The organism is Corynebacterium sp. HMSC064H12 (assembly GCF_001809925.1).
Taxonomy (GTDB): Bacteria; Actinomycetota; Actinomycetes; order Mycobacteriales; family Mycobacteriaceae; genus Corynebacterium; species Corynebacterium jeikeium_D.
This window is the reverse complement of record NZ_KV799351.1, coordinates 1-14,059: the sequence shown is the minus strand read 5'-3', so window position 1 is coordinate 14,059 and position 14,059 is coordinate 1. Positions and strand designations below refer to the sequence as shown.

The window sequence follows — 14,059 nt, the reverse complement described above, 5'->3', positions numbered from 1 at the left end:
TGTCATAAACTCATACAGTTTCACATTTGCAGCCGTATTCACACGCGCAGCCCGTAATTTTTTGAGGTTGCCAGTGTGTCGGGTTGTCAGTTTTTCTCCTTAACCCCAGGGTGTGGAGCTACCCGCAGGCGGGCTCTGACCAGTCGCTATCCTGAGGATCAGACACACTCTTTGACTCTGTCTGTCTCCCCCCCCCAAAAAAAATCCCCATCGGACGACTCTCCGATGGGGATCTTCCATTCACACCAGCTCGCCGCGCAATTCAGCGCTGCAGACTACCCTGCACGAGCATCCTTTAACGCCGGGAAGCCGGTCAGCGGAACCGTCGCCAAGCAAACGCCTAGTCTTCGAGTTCGGCGATAACCTCGTCGCTGATGTCGGCGTTCGAGTAGACGTTCTGCACGTCGTCGGACTCTTCGAGAGCGTCAATCAGACGGAAGAGCTTGCGTGCACCGTCAGCATCGAGAGCCACCGTGGTAGAAGCGCGGTAGTCCTGATCTGCGGAGTCGTACTCCATTTCGGCATCGACAAGAGCGGTGCGGACATTCATCAGATCGGTAAAGGCGGAGACAACCTCGAACTTTTCGCCCAGGTCGTTGACCTCCTCTGCACCAGCATCGAGAACCGCCATAAGCAGGTCATCCTCGGTCAGCTCGCCCTTCGGCAGCTCGACGACACCCTTCTTTTCGAAGAGGTACGCCACGGCGCCGTTGTCTGCCATGTTGCCGTTGTTCTTGTTGAACGCCGAGCGCACATCGGAAGCAGCACGGTTACGGTTATCGGTCAGGCACTCCACAATCAAAGCGACACTGCCAGGTGCGTAACCTTCGTAGACAATGGTCTCCCAGTCAGCACCGCCGGACTCCTCGCCGGAACCACGCTTGCGGGCACGCTCAATGTTGTCGTTGGGAACCGAGGCCTTCTTGGCCTTCTTAATCATGTCATCGAGGGTGGGGTTACCAGCAGGATCACCGCCGCCGGTACGAGCCGCGACCTCGATGTTCTTGATCATCTTTGCCCACTCTTTGGCGCGCTTGGCGTCATTAGCAGCCTTCTTGTGCTTTGTGGTTGCCCATTTTGAATGACCCGCCATGTGCTAGTTCCTACCATTCCTCTCGTCAATACCCATGTAGATGGGAATTCGTCAGGTGTTCATTATACAAACCGGGGATTTAAATGCCGACAAGCTCTCGCAAAAAGAACTCGTGGAGCCGCGTCTCCCCCGTCGACTCCGGGTGAAAGCTGGTGGCCATCGCAGCCCCCTGCCGTACTCCGACCACTGTACCTGCGGTCTCTCCAGCCGATTCTGGCACCCGCGCTAGCACCTCAACATCATCACCGACACGCTCGACCCACGGTGCGCGAATAAAGGCGGCGTGTACAGGCGGCTGGTCACCACTGATCGCCAGCTGCGGAATATCCAAGTCAGTTTCGAAGGAATCCACTTGCCGGCCAAATGCGTTACGACGGACGGTGATGTCAATCGCCCCCAGGCTAACGGCATCCGGACGGGTATCGAGCACTTCGTCGGCAAGCAAAATCATGCCGGCGCAGGTGCCATATGCCGGAAGGCCATCGCGGAGGGCTTCCCGCAGCGGGTCTTCAAGCTCATTGAAGACCATCAGCTTGCTCATGGTTGTGGACTCGCCGCCGGGCAAAATTAGGCCGCTAAGCCCTTCCAGATCACGGGGCAAGCGCACCTTTCGGTGCGGGACGCCGAGCTGGTCAAGCACATATCCGTGTTCGGCAACGTTGCCCTGAAGAGCGAGGATACCGATTGTTTCCTGTGTCATTAATCTAGGTTCTCACTGCGAGCATCGAAGTTCGTCGCCACTGGCACGGGCTCGACACCCGGGGCCAGGCTTCGGGTCAGCCCTTCCTGCGTGACGACGGCCACGAGCTCGCCCTTTTGGTTAAAGATGCGACCGTGAGTCAATGCGCGACCCGCGTGCGCCGATGGCGAAATCTGGTCGTAGAGCAGCCATTCATCCGCACGGAACGGACGCATAAACCACATCGCGTGGTCGAGGCTGGCTTCCTGGACCTCAACGCCTGGATGCGGAACGAGTGCCGATGACAGCAAAGTCATATCCGACATGTACGCCAGCGTGCAGACGTGGAAGGTCTCGTTATCCGGCAGGCGATCCTTGCACCGGAACCATACCAGCTGCTGGGACGGGGTGTACTTGTTGTGTTCGAACTGATCATCCGGCACTACCCGGATATCCCAGTCCGCCCACTCGCGCATTAGTAGACGACGTGTGTTCGTCATCTCAGAGGTGTCGGTGACCACATCTTCAGGATCTGGCACCTTGCGCATCACGTCAGAGTGCTCGAGTCCCTCATCCCCCTTACGGTGGAAGCTGACCTGCATGACGAAAATCGTACGGCCATCTTGCACAGCTTCGACGGAGCGGTGGCAGAAAGACCGTCCATCGCGAATACGCTTGACCATGTACACCGTCGGGATATGGGGGCGGCCCGGGCCTACAAAGTAGGCGTGGAGGGAGTTCACCGCGAAGGTATTACCCACCGTGCGCGTCGCCGCGACGAGGGACTGGCCGGCAACTTGGCCACCGAAAGTGCGCTGCAGGATTGACTTAATGACTGGGCCACGGAAAATGTCCCGGTCAATCTGCTCCAGATCTAATACCTCGCGGATGTTAGCCATTTTTACCAGCCACGCTCAGCGAGTCGGTGCGGCTGCGGAATCTCGTCGACGTTGATGCCGACCATTGCCTCGCCGAGACCGCGGGAGACATCAGCGATGACCTTCGGATCATCGTAGTGCTGGGTTGCCTGGACGATAGCCTTGGCGCGCTTCTCCGGATCACCGGACTTGAAGATACCGGAACCAACAAAGACACCCTCAGCACCGAGCTGCATCATCATTGCAGCGTCAGCCGGAGTTGCAATGCCACCTGCGGTGAACAGCACGACTGGCAACTTACCGGTCTCAGCGACCTCGCGTACCAGCTCGTACGGTGCCTGCAGCTCCTTGGCGGCAACGTAGAGCTCGTCCGGAGCCATAGAACGCAGACGGTTAATCTCAGCGCGGATGGTGCGCATGTGAGTCACAGCGTTGGAGACATCACCGGTACCGGCCTCGCCCTTGGAGCGAATCATGGCAGCGCCCTCGTTGATGCGGCGCAGAGCCTCACCCAGGTTGGTCGCACCACAGACGAACGGCACGGTGAAGTCAAACTTGTCGATGTGGTTCGAGTAGTCGGCCGGGGTCAGAACCTCGGACTCGTCAATGAAGTCAACACCGAGGGACTGCAGAACCTGTGCCTCAACAAAGTGGCCGATACGGGCCTTGGCCATAACCGGAATGGAGACGGCATTGATAATGCCCTCAATCATGTCCGGGTCAGACATACGTGACACGCCACCCTCTGCGCGAATATCGGCGGGGACGCGCTCCAGCGCCATCACGGCAGTTGCGCCGGCATCCTCAGCGATCTTGGCCTGCTCCGGAGTAACGACGTCCATAATGACGCCGCCCTTCATCATCTCAGCGAAACCGCGCTTGACGCGTGCGGTGCCCTGCCCGGAGTTGTTCTCAACCGTGCTCAACGAACCCTACTTCCCTAATAAAACTGGTGAATGTGACTGTTTGTAGTCGTTTAACACTATAACGCCTGAACTAGACAGTGCTGTTCATTGAGTCAGAAAACACCGCGAACTTCCAGCACAACAGCGGGTTTTCCCACAATTAAGCCGTTGTCAGTCCATCTGCAACATCGAAATATTCCGGTTCAGGTGCAGTGCCCGCCAGCCGCAGCGCGCGCACTAGCGGCCTGGCTCGCAGTGCTTTCGTATCCGTCACCGCATCATTGTAGAAACGGCGGGCGAGCTCGAGCCGCGTATGGGCGTCAGAAAGCTCAATTGCCATCGTCCGGTCCACGGGCTGTTCCCCATAGAGCGCCACAATTTTCCTAGTCAGTTCGTTTTCCACGTCTGCACGCTGCCCAGTGTTGTTGGCTCTAAGTGGTGTGGCTTCCACCTTCGCCACTACCCCGGCGAGTTCCGGGTAGGCGGCACGAGCGACTGCGGCCCTTCGCCCCAACGCCGCTTCCAGTGAAGAACGCGCCAAGTCCGTGCGAATGTGCATACGGTTCAAACGCGTCGCTGTCGATGAAGCCACCAAACCGCTAACGAGTACGACAATCAGCGCAATGACTAGGACAACGACCCAGATTGGAACGGTTACGTCCACCGAAAACCCACTTTCACTCCGCTGCGTTTAATCAGCTAACACGACGGAAATCTCTATGGCGCAATGACGACCTTTTCGCCATCCATGCGCACCGTATCGTACACACGCAGAACGCCGTCGGCGACCTGCGACCAGTCATACTCCCAAGCCCGCTTATGCCCGAGTGCGCGAAGCTCCTCCCCCAACTTTGGCTGCGTCAAAAGGCGTACGACTGCATCCGCAAGGTCTGCGGAGTTACCGTTTTCAAAGTGAAGCCCGTAATGGCCGTCGTCAAGCACGAGTTTGAACGCATCGATGTCGCTGGAGATCACCGGCGCACCCGCCGCCATCGCCTCTACCAGCACGATGCCGAAACTCTCCCCACCACGCTGCGGGGCAATGTACGCATCCGCATCGGCGAGTATTGACGCCTTAGCATCCTCCGACAGTCTGCCGACGAAATGCAGGACATCTGCGTTTCTGCCCGCTTTACGACGAGCTGCCGCGACATCACCATCACCAACAACACAGACCTCAAGCTGTGGAATCTCTGCACGTATTGCCGGCAGCGCGTCGAGCAACACGTCAAAGCCCTTACGAGATTCGTCGAAGCGTCCGAGGAACACGAGCCGATAGACCCCCTCACGCCGTGGCGGGATCTCAGGCAACGATGAGGCGGCCGGGCAGGACTCAAAATCTCCAACACGGACACCATTGGGAATGAGAACCGGGTCGCCGCCGAGTTGCTCAACCTGCCAGCGACGAGCCACTTCCGAGACAGCGATGCCTCCCCGAATGCGTTCAAGGTACTTCCGCAAAAATGGCGTGGCCAACTTCAATGCTAGGGAGTCCGTCGCCGCAGAGTGATAGGTCGCGACAATCGGCCCGACCGAGTTTACTAACGACAGCATTGAAAAACTGGGCGAATTCGGCTCATGGATATGAAGAATGTCGAAGCTACCCTCCTCAATCCATGTGCGGACTCGACGGCTGGTGCGGGGACCAAAAGATAGCCGAGCGACCGAGCCGTTATACGGAATCGGGATGGCGGCACCACCTCGAACAACGAAATCCGGCACGTCCGCCTGCGCGCTAGCTGGGCCGATAAGACTGACCTCGTGGCCGCGACGGATAAACTCCTCACACAAGTCAATCGCGTGAGCTTGAACCCCTCCTGGGACATCGAACGAGTACGGGCACACCATTCCGATTCGCACGGCTACTTTGACCTCTTCTTATCCGCCGGCCACAGTGGCTGCATCATGTGCCAATCCGCTGGATGCTGGGCAATATCAGATTCAAAAACAGTAGCGATGTCCTGGACAATGTCAGGTAGATCGCGCCCCTCAGTCGGCACGAATGGATGCGCTACAAAACGCCAACCATCGCGCGTGTAGGACAGGCCCGCGGGCATAAGCCGAGCGCCCGTGTCCTGTGCCAGCTTTGCTGCACCGACCGGCATTGTCGTCTGCTCGCCGAAAAAAGTGACCGGGACCCCGTGGCCGCCGAAGTCACGATCAGACAGCAGGCACACAACGCCACCTTCTTCCAATCGCTTCTGCAGTTCCGGCATCGCGGGTTTGCCACCGGTAAGCGGGAGAATGTGGAATCCGAGGGATTCGCGGTACTCCACGAAAGCGTCGTAAAGTACCTCTGGCTTCAGCCGTTCCGCCACGGTACTGAACCGACCATGGCGGGAAACGAGCCACATACCTGCCATATCCCAGTTACCAGAATGCGGCAGTGGGATGACGATGGAATCTCCGGCCTCGAGGGCCTCAGCAACTCGTTCGAGCCCATCGCTGGTGGATTCGACCGTGTCTGCCAACTCTGGCGACGCGATGGAGGGCAACCGGAATGCCTCCACCCAATAGCGTAGATAGGAACGCATGGAAGCCCGAATAAGACCTTGCGGCACTTCCTCAGGCGGACAGCCCATAACGCGAGCCAGGTTCTTGCGAAGCTGGCGGGTAGTCGCTGGATTTGCTGCTACACGATCGGCGGCTATGTTGCCGATGCGGTAGGCCACGCGTTCCGGCAGCAGCCCAAAAATCTTCCACCCGGCCATATAGCCGAGCGCAACGAAATCATCTTTCGAGCGAGGCAGGAAGAAACTAGTCATCGTATCCTCCTTTAGTTGTTGGAATCAGCCGAACCCGTGGACTTCGTAGCAGAGTCAGGGTTGATAGATGAACTATCAGCTGCACCTTCTGGCGGGGCGATGGGATCCAACGCTCCTGGCTGCTTAGCCACCATGTACAAGCGCTGAACGACGGTGAATACCGACCCAATCGCCAGGAGCCACATCGCGACGTAGAGGGCATAGTCCACGCCAAGCCCCTGGAGCCCGACGCCAATTAGACCGATAATCAGGCGCTCCGCACGTTCGACGAGACCACCGTTGACCTTGAGGCCGCTAGCCTCTGCTCGAGCCTTAACGTAGGAAATGACCTGGGACGATCCCATGGTAATCAGTGTCAGAATGAGCAGCACTGAATCCGCGCCATGGCGATACACCACCCAATACGCTATCGCCCCGAACAGTGCAGCATCCGTAATACGGTCACAGGAAGCATCCAGCGTCGCTCCGTATTTCGTTCCCCGCCCTCGCAGTCTGGCCATCGTGCCATCGAGCAGGTCAAAAGCAGTGAAAATAGCGATTGACACCGCAGCTGCGAAAAGATGGTTGGTAGGAATCAGGATTACCGCAAGCAGAACGGAAACTACCGTTCCCACCAGGGTGACCGTGTTCGGGCTAATGCCGACCCGCAAAAGTGCAGCGGCAATCGGTTCAACTACTGGGCGGATTGGAGCCCTGCCACGGACACTCAGCATGCTGCCCCATCCTCTTGATTAAGGGCACGCCAGCCGTCGGCAAGCAACTCGCGAGTCTGACGAAGAGCCTGCGGTAACACTTTGGTGCCATCGATCACGGTCATAAAATTGCTGTCACCCGACCAGCGCGGTACGACGTGCATATGCAGGTGATCGGCGACCGAACCGCCGGAGGCTTTGCCCAAGTTGAAACCTACATTGACGGCGTGCGGACGCGAAACCGATTTGAGGGTACGAACCGCATGCTTGGCAAATCGCATCATCTCGGCTGTTTCTTCGTCGGTCAAGTCCTCAAGGTTGGCGACTTCGCGATATGGAACCACCATGAGGTGCCCTGGGTTGTACGGGAACAGATTCAGAACGGCGTACACCCACTCGCCGCGAGCGATAATGAGTGCTTCCTCATCGCTTTGCTTCGGCAAATCAACGAAGGGGTTACGGGATGGCTTGGAGTTATGCACACCACGCTTGACGATGTAATCCAGCCGGTACGGTGCCCATAAGCGCGTGAGCCGATCCGGTTCGCCGTAACCGCTGTCGACGTATACGCCATCAGACGATTCCTGCTGGCCGGCATTGCCCTGCTGCTGCGGAGGCAACTCTTCACTTCCCGACTGATTCACTGCCATCCCCTTCGTTGCGTGGCCGGGTCCCCATTCGAGCCCCGACCACATATATTTCTCTGCTGTAGTTTACGACCTCGCGGTCAACTTCTTTGGATTACCACGCGTGGTTCACCAGTTAAAACAACGCGGTCGAATTAGAGAGCGTTAACGACCTCTAGAGAGCAGAGACATTCTCCTTGTTCGGCTGTTCGTTATTCCGCGAAGCAACCCAATCACAGATGATGTCCACAGCCTTCTCAACTGCCACCCCGTTAATCTGGGTGCCATCGAGGAACCGGAAGCTGACGGCACCTGCCTCAATGTCACGGGCACCAGCCAGAATCATGAACGGAACCTTGGCCTGGGTGTGGTTGCGAATCTTCTTCTGCATGCGGTCATCGGACGTATCCACGTGGACACGGATGCCACGAGACTTCAGCTGTGCAGCAAAGTCCTCCAGGTGTGGGATACAGTCATCCGCAACCGGAATACCAACAACCTGTTCCGGAGCCAGCCAAGCCGGGAAAGCACCTGCGTAGTGCTCCAATAGGACGCCAAAGAAACGTTCGATGGAGCCGAAAAGCGCACGGTGAATCATAATCGGGCGCTTCTTGGTTCCGTCAGGTGCGGTGTACTCGAGCTCGAAGCGCTCCGGCAGGTTGAAGTCGAGCTGTACCGTCGACATCTGCCAAGTACGGCCGATGGCATCGCGGGCTTGGACGGAAATCTTCGGACCATAGAAAGCGGCTCCGCCCGGATCAGGAACGAGCTCGAGGCCAGAAGCATCGGCAACGCGCTGGAGAATAGCTGTGGACTTCTCCCAAATTTCATCCGAGCCGACGAACTTCTTTTCGTCCTTCGTAGACAGCTCCAGGTAGAAGTCATCCAGGCCGTAGTCACGCAGAAGCGAAATGATGAAGTCGAGGACATTAGTAAGCTCTTCTTCCAGCTGATCCTCGGTGCAGTAGATGTGGGCATCGTCCTGCGTAAAGCCACGGGCTCGGGTAAGACCGTGGATAACGCCTGATTTCTCGTAGCGGTAGACGGTGCCGAACTCGAACATACGAATCGGAAGTTCACGGTAGCTGCGACCACGCGATGCGAAAATGAGGTTGTGCATCGGGCAGTTCATCGGCTTGACGTAGTAGTCCTGCGGAGCCTTGGTGCAGTTGCCGTGTTCGTCATATTCGCCGTCGAGCTGCATCGGCGGGAACATGCCATCCGCGTAGAAGTCAAGGTGACCAGACTTCTTGAACAAGTCACCCTTAGTTACGTGCGGCGTGTTCACAAAGTCATAGCCCGCTTCGATATGACGGCGACGGGAGTGCTGCTCCATCTCGTTGCGGATGATGCCACCCTTGACATGGAATACCGGGAAACCAGAACCAATCTCATCCGGGAAGCTGAACAAATCCAGCTCGGAGCCCAAACGGCGGTGATCGCGCTTCTCAGCCTCGAGCATGCGGTCAAGGTACTCGTCTAACGCTTCCTTGGACTCCCACGCAGTGCCGTAAACACGCTGCAGGTTATCTCGAGATTGGTCACCCCGCCAGTACGCAGCGGAAGAACGCGTGATCTTAAAAGCAGGGATGTAACGAGTGGTCGGCACGTGCGGGCCGCGGCAAAGATCAAACCACTCGGTCTCGCCAGTACGCGGATTGACGTTGCGGTAGCCGGTCAAGGTCGTACCTGCACCACCGACGTCGACATTGGCCTCATCATCTTCGGACACCTTGCCGGCCGACTTTTCAACAATCAGCTCGAGCTTATACGGCTCGTCGGCAAGCGCTTCCTGCGCCTGATCGGCAGACTCGAACGCGAAGCGCTCGAATCGCTGACCAGACTTGATGATCTTCTTCATACGCTTTTCGATGCGCTTGAGATCCTCCGGCGAGAAAGGCTCATCGACACGGAAGTCGTAGTAGAAACCATTGTCGATGGCAGGGCCAATGCCCAGCTTCGTCCCAGGGAACTCCAACTGCACGGCCTGAGCCATCACGTGAGTCGCAGAGTGGCGGATGACATCGCGACCGTCCGGAGTATTCGCCGGAACGGGCTCGAAGACGGTTTCCACTTCTGGCTTAAAGGACAGATCCTTCAAATTGCCTTCAGGGTCGCGGACACAAACGATGGCGTCAACGCCCTTGTTCGGGAAACCCAGGTCTCTCATCGCCTCGCCCGCAGAAACTCCTGCGGGCACGGAAAACGGTGCTGGGGTTGCAAATTCTTCTGACACGGCGTGCGTGTACTCCTTTTCAAAGTGTCTTCGAAAATCACATACCTGGTGACCTTCGTCAGTCGTTCACACACTTTACCGCACGGTCAAAACTCAGGCCTCGAAAAGGTCCTGGGCCCAGTACTCCTCCTCAGAAGTTCCTCGTGGCATAACAAACACGGCGGATCCAATGTGGAAAATCCACTGATTGAGACGGTCGTTCTTGGACAGCCGCTCTTGAATCGGATTGAACTGCTCCAACGGGTCCTTCTGGAAACAAATGAATACCAGGCCGGTGTTGGTCTCGAATCGACCATTCGGTTCCGGTGGCAGGTCATAGTTGTAGACCCGTCGCAGAATCCGCTGATTAGGTTTCTCTTTCGGAGGCATTGACAGCGCAACATGGCTGTTCGGATCCGTCAGAGGCAGACCATATTCATCAGTCTTCGCCAGGTCGACGGTCTCAAACTCGTCCTTACCTCCAATTGGCGCGCCGGTGCCGATATCTCGGCCGGTAATAACAGTGCGGCTTTCGCGGTCCAACACATCCCAGCCTGGAATATCCATTTCGATACGGCGGACAACCATCGCTGTACCGCCCCGCAACCAATCCGGACCACTATCAATCCACACCTGCTTGTCGAATTCTTCACGAGTGCGCGGGTTGACCGTACCGTCCTTCTGACCGAAGAGATTGCGCGGGGTCTCGCCTTCCTGCGTAGAACCATTGGCGTGCTGGAAACCAGCTTGCACCCAGTGAACATCCAAATAAGAACCTGCATTTCGGATCATCATTCGGGCCGCATGGGAGACCATTACTGGGTCGTCCGCACAAATCTGCAGGCACAGGTCTCCGCCGTTCCACTCCGGGCGGAGCTCATCGTTAACGTACTTTGGCAGATCTCCCAGCCACTCAGGCTTCTGGTCTTCCCTATCGATGATTGTGAAGAAATTCTCCCCATATCCAACAGTGATAGTCAGATTGGCCGGACTCCCCATGAGCTCAGGTTCCAAGTCCGTTCGAGTAGCCTTGCCGGCTGTCATTCGGCGGGCATCATCCGTCCAGGCACGCATGAGGTTTTGGAGGCGATTGCGATCGACCCCCTTCTTCACGTTGAAGGCAATTAGCCATAGATTCGCCTGTGCGGGCGTCGCAATCCCCGCCTGGTGGGCGCCATCAAAAGGTACGGTTGCTGTCTGCAAAGGCGGTTTCGGCGGCTCTTCCTGTGGACGTTCCAACCCAATCGCCTGGGCTTCCGGCGCCCCCAGGGCGAGCGCTGAGGCTCCTGCGGCGGTGCCGAGCCCGCCAAGAAAACGCCTTCTGGAAAAGCCTTCGGACATTTTGTGCACTCTTACCTTTCTGATTACTTCGAACTGGAACACATGAGATGGCTGGGGATCCGCCAACTTTTCAATAGCTTCAACGCAACCACTGGCCTATCCAATTCGACCGTATCGAAAACCTTTTTCGGAAAAAGAAAAGCGCCGGAGTTCGTTGCATATGCTGCAATAACCTGCCAACTCCAGCGCTTCTGCCACCATTAGATTCAGCTAGTCAATTCCTCGACGTACCTGAGCTCACGCCCGCTTTACGACGAACGATTGCTTGATCAACTTGTCACAAAAATTAGTGGCCCGAGTGATCCATCTCACCGCCACCCATGTGCTCTGGGTTGTTCAGGTCACCGTCATTACCGTAGTCCTCTTCACCTGCTGGCTGGACACGAACCTCAACGTCCTGGGTAATGCTAGAGCCGTCGGAAAGCTCAATGACGAGCTTGTACTCAGCTCCCACATCCATAGCTTCATCATTGTTCATGATCATGAAGTGAGTGCTACCCGGTTCGAGAACGAGTTCGCCATTAGCAGGAATCGTCAAACCTTCCGGCACCTCGAACATCTTGCCGTCCTTGGTATCGTGCTGCTCGAACTTCGTGCCTTCCTTCAGCCCCTCAAGCTTGAAGGAGGAAACCTTGATGTCCTTATCGGTGTTGTTGGTCAGCGTACCGAAGATGGCGGTCATGCCCTTGTCAGCCGGCTTTTCCTTGATGTAGGCATCGGCCAGCTGCACAGCAGCATCACTCTTCTCCATCTGAGAGGTAGCTTCGGTCGCAGCGGAGGTTGCGGACTCAGTCACCTCAGCAGCAGTGTTATCGTCGGACGAGCATCCTGCCAGAGCAAGGGTCAGAGCTGCGGAACCAGCGATCAGTGTAGTTGCAGTGCGATTGAGCTTCATGTGTCTATTTTGCCTTTCGATTAATAACGATGACGACAGCGGCGATGATGACGATGAGTCCACCACCGAGGCCATAAGCCCATAGCGGTATTGACTTCGTTTCCTCGGCGTGCGCACCGGTCTGACGAGATTCTGCCCCGGCTTCGGCTGCGCCAGCAGCATCCGGATCAGCCACTGAAAAAGAGGTCTTTCCTCGGGTGGAGTGACCATCAGAGGAGGTGATTTGGAAACCAATGATGTAGTTACCAGGGCCTGGATTAATATCCTCAGGGATATCCAAAGAGACCTCATTACCCACTACCTCTGGCTCGTGGGAGTACAGGACTTCCTTGGCATCTGCATCACTAATTGCAACGGTGTTGAAATTGTTCTTGGGGTTGCCGGAGAACTTGAGAGAAACGTGGTGCGGAAATTCATCGAGAACCTGCTTGTCGCCTGGGTTAGACGACAGCACGGAATCGTGAGCATGCGCGGGGCCAGCATTAATAACTGACGCACCTGCAAAGACTACAAGCGCCGCAGCAGCGGCTACTGCACGCCGGAAACCCGACTTTGAGAACCGAAACGTTTCGCCTGAAGCGACCCGGGGACTCACTAGAACAGTTCAACTCCTTTAAGCGGGACAGTTCGAGAAGAACAGCAGTAGTCTGACCGCTGCCCTTATACCTATTGTCGGATGGTAGTCCAGAAAAGTTCCCGAGAGGGACGAATATAGTTCAGGTCACACAGCAAAACCCCGGCCGCGCAGTTTTTATACGATGCGTCGACCGGGGTTTTAAATGGTAGTCCCAACTGGGTTCGAACCAGCGACCTTTCCGGTGTGAACGGAACGCTCTTCCACTGAGCTATGGGACTCGGACAGAAAAGCACTAAGCCTTTGCTGCTCTGCGGAATAAGTTAGCACGCGTTTTGGAAGTTTCCCTAATTGGGTTGCATTGCGTTTGCGATTGCGCAGTTCGACGATTTATTACCCCACCGATGGAACTCCATGACGATAGCGACTCGATAGCCCCCAGTAACCAACCCACGAAAGCGAATAAATGACATCGTTGCGATTCAGAGGCATCAAAGGTTGGTCTTTAGCCCTACGCCCACAGGCACAATACAGATGTTCACCTGGTAATTTGTAATCAATCGCACAAGCACGCTAAAGTATCTTTCGCACCGCAAGAGAGCAATTGAGATTCTTCTTCGCTCTCCTTGCAACGTGATGCGGATGTAGCGCAGCTGGTAGCGCATAACCTTGCCAAGGTTAGGGTCGCGGGTTCGAGTCCCGTCATCCGCTCTGGTTTCTCAAGAAGTTAAGCTCTGTGGTATAACTTCGAGGCAACCACTGAGGCGGCAGCCTCACGGTGGAATGGCCGAGTGGCGAGGCAACGGCCTGCAAAGCCGTGTACACGGGTTCGATTCCCGTTTCCACCTCAGCAGAGATTCCTTACCGGTTTCGATGTAATGCGCGTTTAGCTCAGCGGGAGAGCGCTTCCCTGACACGGAAGAGGTCACTGGTTCAATCCCAGTATCGCGCACCACGTAAGCCCTTATGGGCGAGCGTATTTGCGGATGTAGCGCAGCTGGTAGCGCATAACCTTGCCAAGGTTAGGGTCGCGGGTTCGAGTCCCGTCATCCGCTCAGTGCAAAACCCCCTTCTCCTGGAAGGGGGTTGCGCTTGAAAGCTTCTATATAGCTTTTACCCCAGCGCGATTAGCTCAGTGGGAGAGCGCTTCCCTGACACGGAAGAGGTCACTAGTTCAATCCTAGTATCGCGCACCACGTAAGCCCTTATGGGCGAGCGTATTTGCGGATGTAGCGCAGCTGGTAGCGCATAACCTTGCCAAGGTTAGGGTCGCGGGTTCGAGTCCCGTCATCCGCTCAGACCAACTCCCTTCCGGGTATCCGGGAGGGAGTTTTCGTTTAACCTTTGTTAGGCAACCAATTTCGGGTTAAGTAGCAAAAAGTGTGTCTGACTTTCA

The 14,059-nt window shown here is 56.5% G+C and carries 13 protein-coding genes and 7 tRNA genes; 6 read left to right on the top strand and 14 right to left on the bottom strand.

Annotation, left to right across the window (positions count from 1 at the left end; translation table 11 throughout):
- Nucleotides 1-340: 340 nt before the first annotated feature.
- The 14 genes from HMPREF2681_RS07695 to HMPREF2681_RS07630 all read right to left on the bottom strand — a co-directional run bounded on the left by HMPREF2681_RS07695 (nucleotide 341) and on the right by HMPREF2681_RS07630 (nucleotide 12,944).
- The gene (locus HMPREF2681_RS07695) at nucleotides 341-1,093 is read right to left on the bottom strand and encodes a YebC/PmpR family DNA-binding transcriptional regulator (protein WP_049190798.1); all 753 of its coding nucleotides are present in this window, start codon (nucleotides 1,091-1,093) and stop codon (nucleotides 341-343) included.
- A 79-nt stretch (nucleotides 1,094-1,172) separates the two neighbouring features.
- Nucleotides 1,173-1,793, bottom strand: coding sequence for a pyridoxal 5'-phosphate synthase glutaminase subunit PdxT (gene pdxT, locus HMPREF2681_RS07690; RefSeq protein ID WP_048731318.1), 621 nt, complete (start codon nucleotides 1,791-1,793; stop codon nucleotides 1,173-1,175).
- Nucleotides 1,793-2,671, bottom strand: coding sequence for an acyl-CoA thioesterase (locus HMPREF2681_RS07685; RefSeq protein ID WP_016422678.1), 879 nt, complete (start codon nucleotides 2,669-2,671; stop codon nucleotides 1,793-1,795). Before HMPREF2681_RS07685 ends, pdxT begins: the two co-directional genes overlap by 1 nt.
- Nucleotides 2,672-2,673: 2 nt before the next feature.
- Nucleotides 2,674-3,576 (bottom strand): pyridoxal 5'-phosphate synthase lyase subunit PdxS, encoded by a 903-nt coding sequence (gene pdxS / locus HMPREF2681_RS07680; protein ID WP_005511452.1) that lies wholly within the window; start codon nucleotides 3,574-3,576, stop codon nucleotides 2,674-2,676.
- Between the two features lie 139 nt (nucleotides 3,577-3,715).
- Nucleotides 3,716-4,219, bottom strand: coding sequence for an NUDIX hydrolase (locus HMPREF2681_RS07675; RefSeq protein WP_070546665.1), 504 nt, complete (start codon nucleotides 4,217-4,219; stop codon nucleotides 3,716-3,718).
- A 53-nt stretch (nucleotides 4,220-4,272) separates the two neighbouring features.
- Complete coding sequence (locus tag HMPREF2681_RS07670; RefSeq protein WP_070546663.1) at nucleotides 4,273-5,415, bottom strand: glycosyltransferase family 4 protein; 1,143 nt, start codon at nucleotides 5,413-5,415, stop codon at nucleotides 4,273-4,275.
- 2 nt (nucleotides 5,416-5,417) lie between these two features.
- Nucleotides 5,418-6,320 carry a phosphatidylinositol mannoside acyltransferase gene (locus HMPREF2681_RS07665; protein WP_048731328.1) on the bottom strand — a complete coding sequence of 301 codons (903 nt, stop codon included), beginning with the start codon at nucleotides 6,318-6,320 and terminating at the stop codon, nucleotides 5,418-5,420.
- Between the two features lie 11 nt (nucleotides 6,321-6,331).
- Nucleotides 6,332-7,033: a phosphatidylinositol phosphate synthase gene (gene pgsA, locus HMPREF2681_RS07660; protein ID WP_049190801.1), complete on the bottom strand. Its 702-nt coding sequence runs from the start codon at nucleotides 7,031-7,033 to the stop codon at nucleotides 6,332-6,334.
- Nucleotides 7,027-7,662, bottom strand: a complete 636-nt coding sequence (locus HMPREF2681_RS07655; RefSeq protein WP_042388668.1) for an ATP adenylyltransferase — start codon at nucleotides 7,660-7,662, stop codon at nucleotides 7,027-7,029. Before HMPREF2681_RS07655 ends, pgsA begins: the two co-directional genes overlap by 7 nt.
- Nucleotides 7,663-7,813: 151 nt before the next feature.
- A complete protein-coding gene (gene thrS / locus HMPREF2681_RS07650; RefSeq protein ID WP_222865026.1) occupies nucleotides 7,814-9,808 on the bottom strand; it encodes a threonine--tRNA ligase in 1,995 nt (664 codons plus the stop codon).
- A gap of 159 nt (nucleotides 9,809-9,967) precedes the next feature.
- Nucleotides 9,968-11,194: a Dyp-type peroxidase gene (locus HMPREF2681_RS07645; RefSeq protein WP_040361740.1), complete on the bottom strand. Its 1,227-nt coding sequence runs from the start codon at nucleotides 11,192-11,194 to the stop codon at nucleotides 9,968-9,970.
- A gap of 286 nt (nucleotides 11,195-11,480) precedes the next feature.
- A complete protein-coding gene (locus HMPREF2681_RS07640; RefSeq protein WP_049190804.1) occupies nucleotides 11,481-12,089 on the bottom strand; it encodes a copper chaperone PCu(A)C in 609 nt (202 codons plus the stop codon).
- A gap of 4 nt (nucleotides 12,090-12,093) precedes the next feature.
- Complete coding sequence (locus tag HMPREF2681_RS07635) at nucleotides 12,094-12,684, bottom strand: copper resistance CopC family protein (RefSeq protein WP_049190805.1); 591 nt, start codon at nucleotides 12,682-12,684, stop codon at nucleotides 12,094-12,096.
- Nucleotides 12,685-12,869: 185 nt separating this feature from the next.
- Nucleotides 12,870-12,944: transfer RNA gene (locus HMPREF2681_RS07630), tRNA-Val, on the bottom strand.
- 357 nt (nucleotides 12,945-13,301) lie between these two features.
- Between HMPREF2681_RS07630 and HMPREF2681_RS07625 the strand changes: the two genes are divergently transcribed.
- The 6 genes from HMPREF2681_RS07625 (at nucleotide 13,302) to HMPREF2681_RS07600 (ending at nucleotide 13,959) form a co-directional block, all read left to right on the top strand.
- Nucleotides 13,302-13,374, top strand: a tRNA-Gly gene (locus HMPREF2681_RS07625).
- A 66-nt stretch (nucleotides 13,375-13,440) separates the two neighbouring features.
- A tRNA-Cys gene (locus HMPREF2681_RS07620) sits at nucleotides 13,441-13,511 on the top strand.
- Nucleotides 13,512-13,543: 32 nt separating this feature from the next.
- Nucleotides 13,544-13,618, top strand: a tRNA-Val gene (locus HMPREF2681_RS07615).
- Nucleotides 13,619-13,645: 27 nt separating this feature from the next.
- Nucleotides 13,646-13,718 (top strand) — tRNA-Gly (locus HMPREF2681_RS07610).
- A gap of 66 nt (nucleotides 13,719-13,784) precedes the next feature.
- Nucleotides 13,785-13,859: transfer RNA gene (locus HMPREF2681_RS07605), tRNA-Val, on the top strand.
- 27 nt (nucleotides 13,860-13,886) lie between these two features.
- A tRNA-Gly gene (locus tag HMPREF2681_RS07600) sits at nucleotides 13,887-13,959 on the top strand.
- Nucleotides 13,960-14,059: the final 100 nt, after the last annotated feature.

Coding starts and splice junctions, on each gene's coding strand:
- HMPREF2681_RS07695 (WP_049190798.1), bottom strand. CDS start 1,093: ATGGCGGGTCATTCAAAATGGGCAACCACAAAGCACAAGAAGGCTGCT.
- pdxT (WP_048731318.1), bottom strand. CDS start 1,793: ATGACACAGGAAACAATCGGTATCCTCGCTCTTCAGGGCAACGTTGCC.
- HMPREF2681_RS07685 (WP_016422678.1), bottom strand. CDS start 2,671: ATGGCTAACATCCGCGAGGTATTAGATCTGGAGCAGATTGACCGGGAC.
- HMPREF2681_RS07665 (WP_048731328.1), bottom strand. CDS start 6,320: ATGACTAGTTTCTTCCTGCCTCGCTCGAAAGATGATTTCGTTGCGCTC.
- pgsA (WP_049190801.1), bottom strand. CDS start 7,033: ATGCTGAGTGTCCGTGGCAGGGCTCCAATCCGCCCAGTAGTTGAACCG.
- HMPREF2681_RS07655 (WP_042388668.1), bottom strand. CDS start 7,662: ATGGCAGTGAATCAGTCGGGAAGTGAAGAGTTGCCTCCGCAGCAGCAG.
- thrS (WP_222865026.1), bottom strand. CDS start 9,808: ATGAGAGACCTGGGTTTCCCGAACAAGGGCGTTGACGCCATCGTTTGT.
- HMPREF2681_RS07645 (WP_040361740.1), bottom strand. CDS start 11,194: ATGTCCGAAGGCTTTTCCAGAAGGCGTTTTCTTGGCGGGCTCGGCACC.
- HMPREF2681_RS07640 (WP_049190804.1), bottom strand. CDS start 12,089: ATGAAGCTCAATCGCACTGCAACTACACTGATCGCTGGTTCCGCAGCT.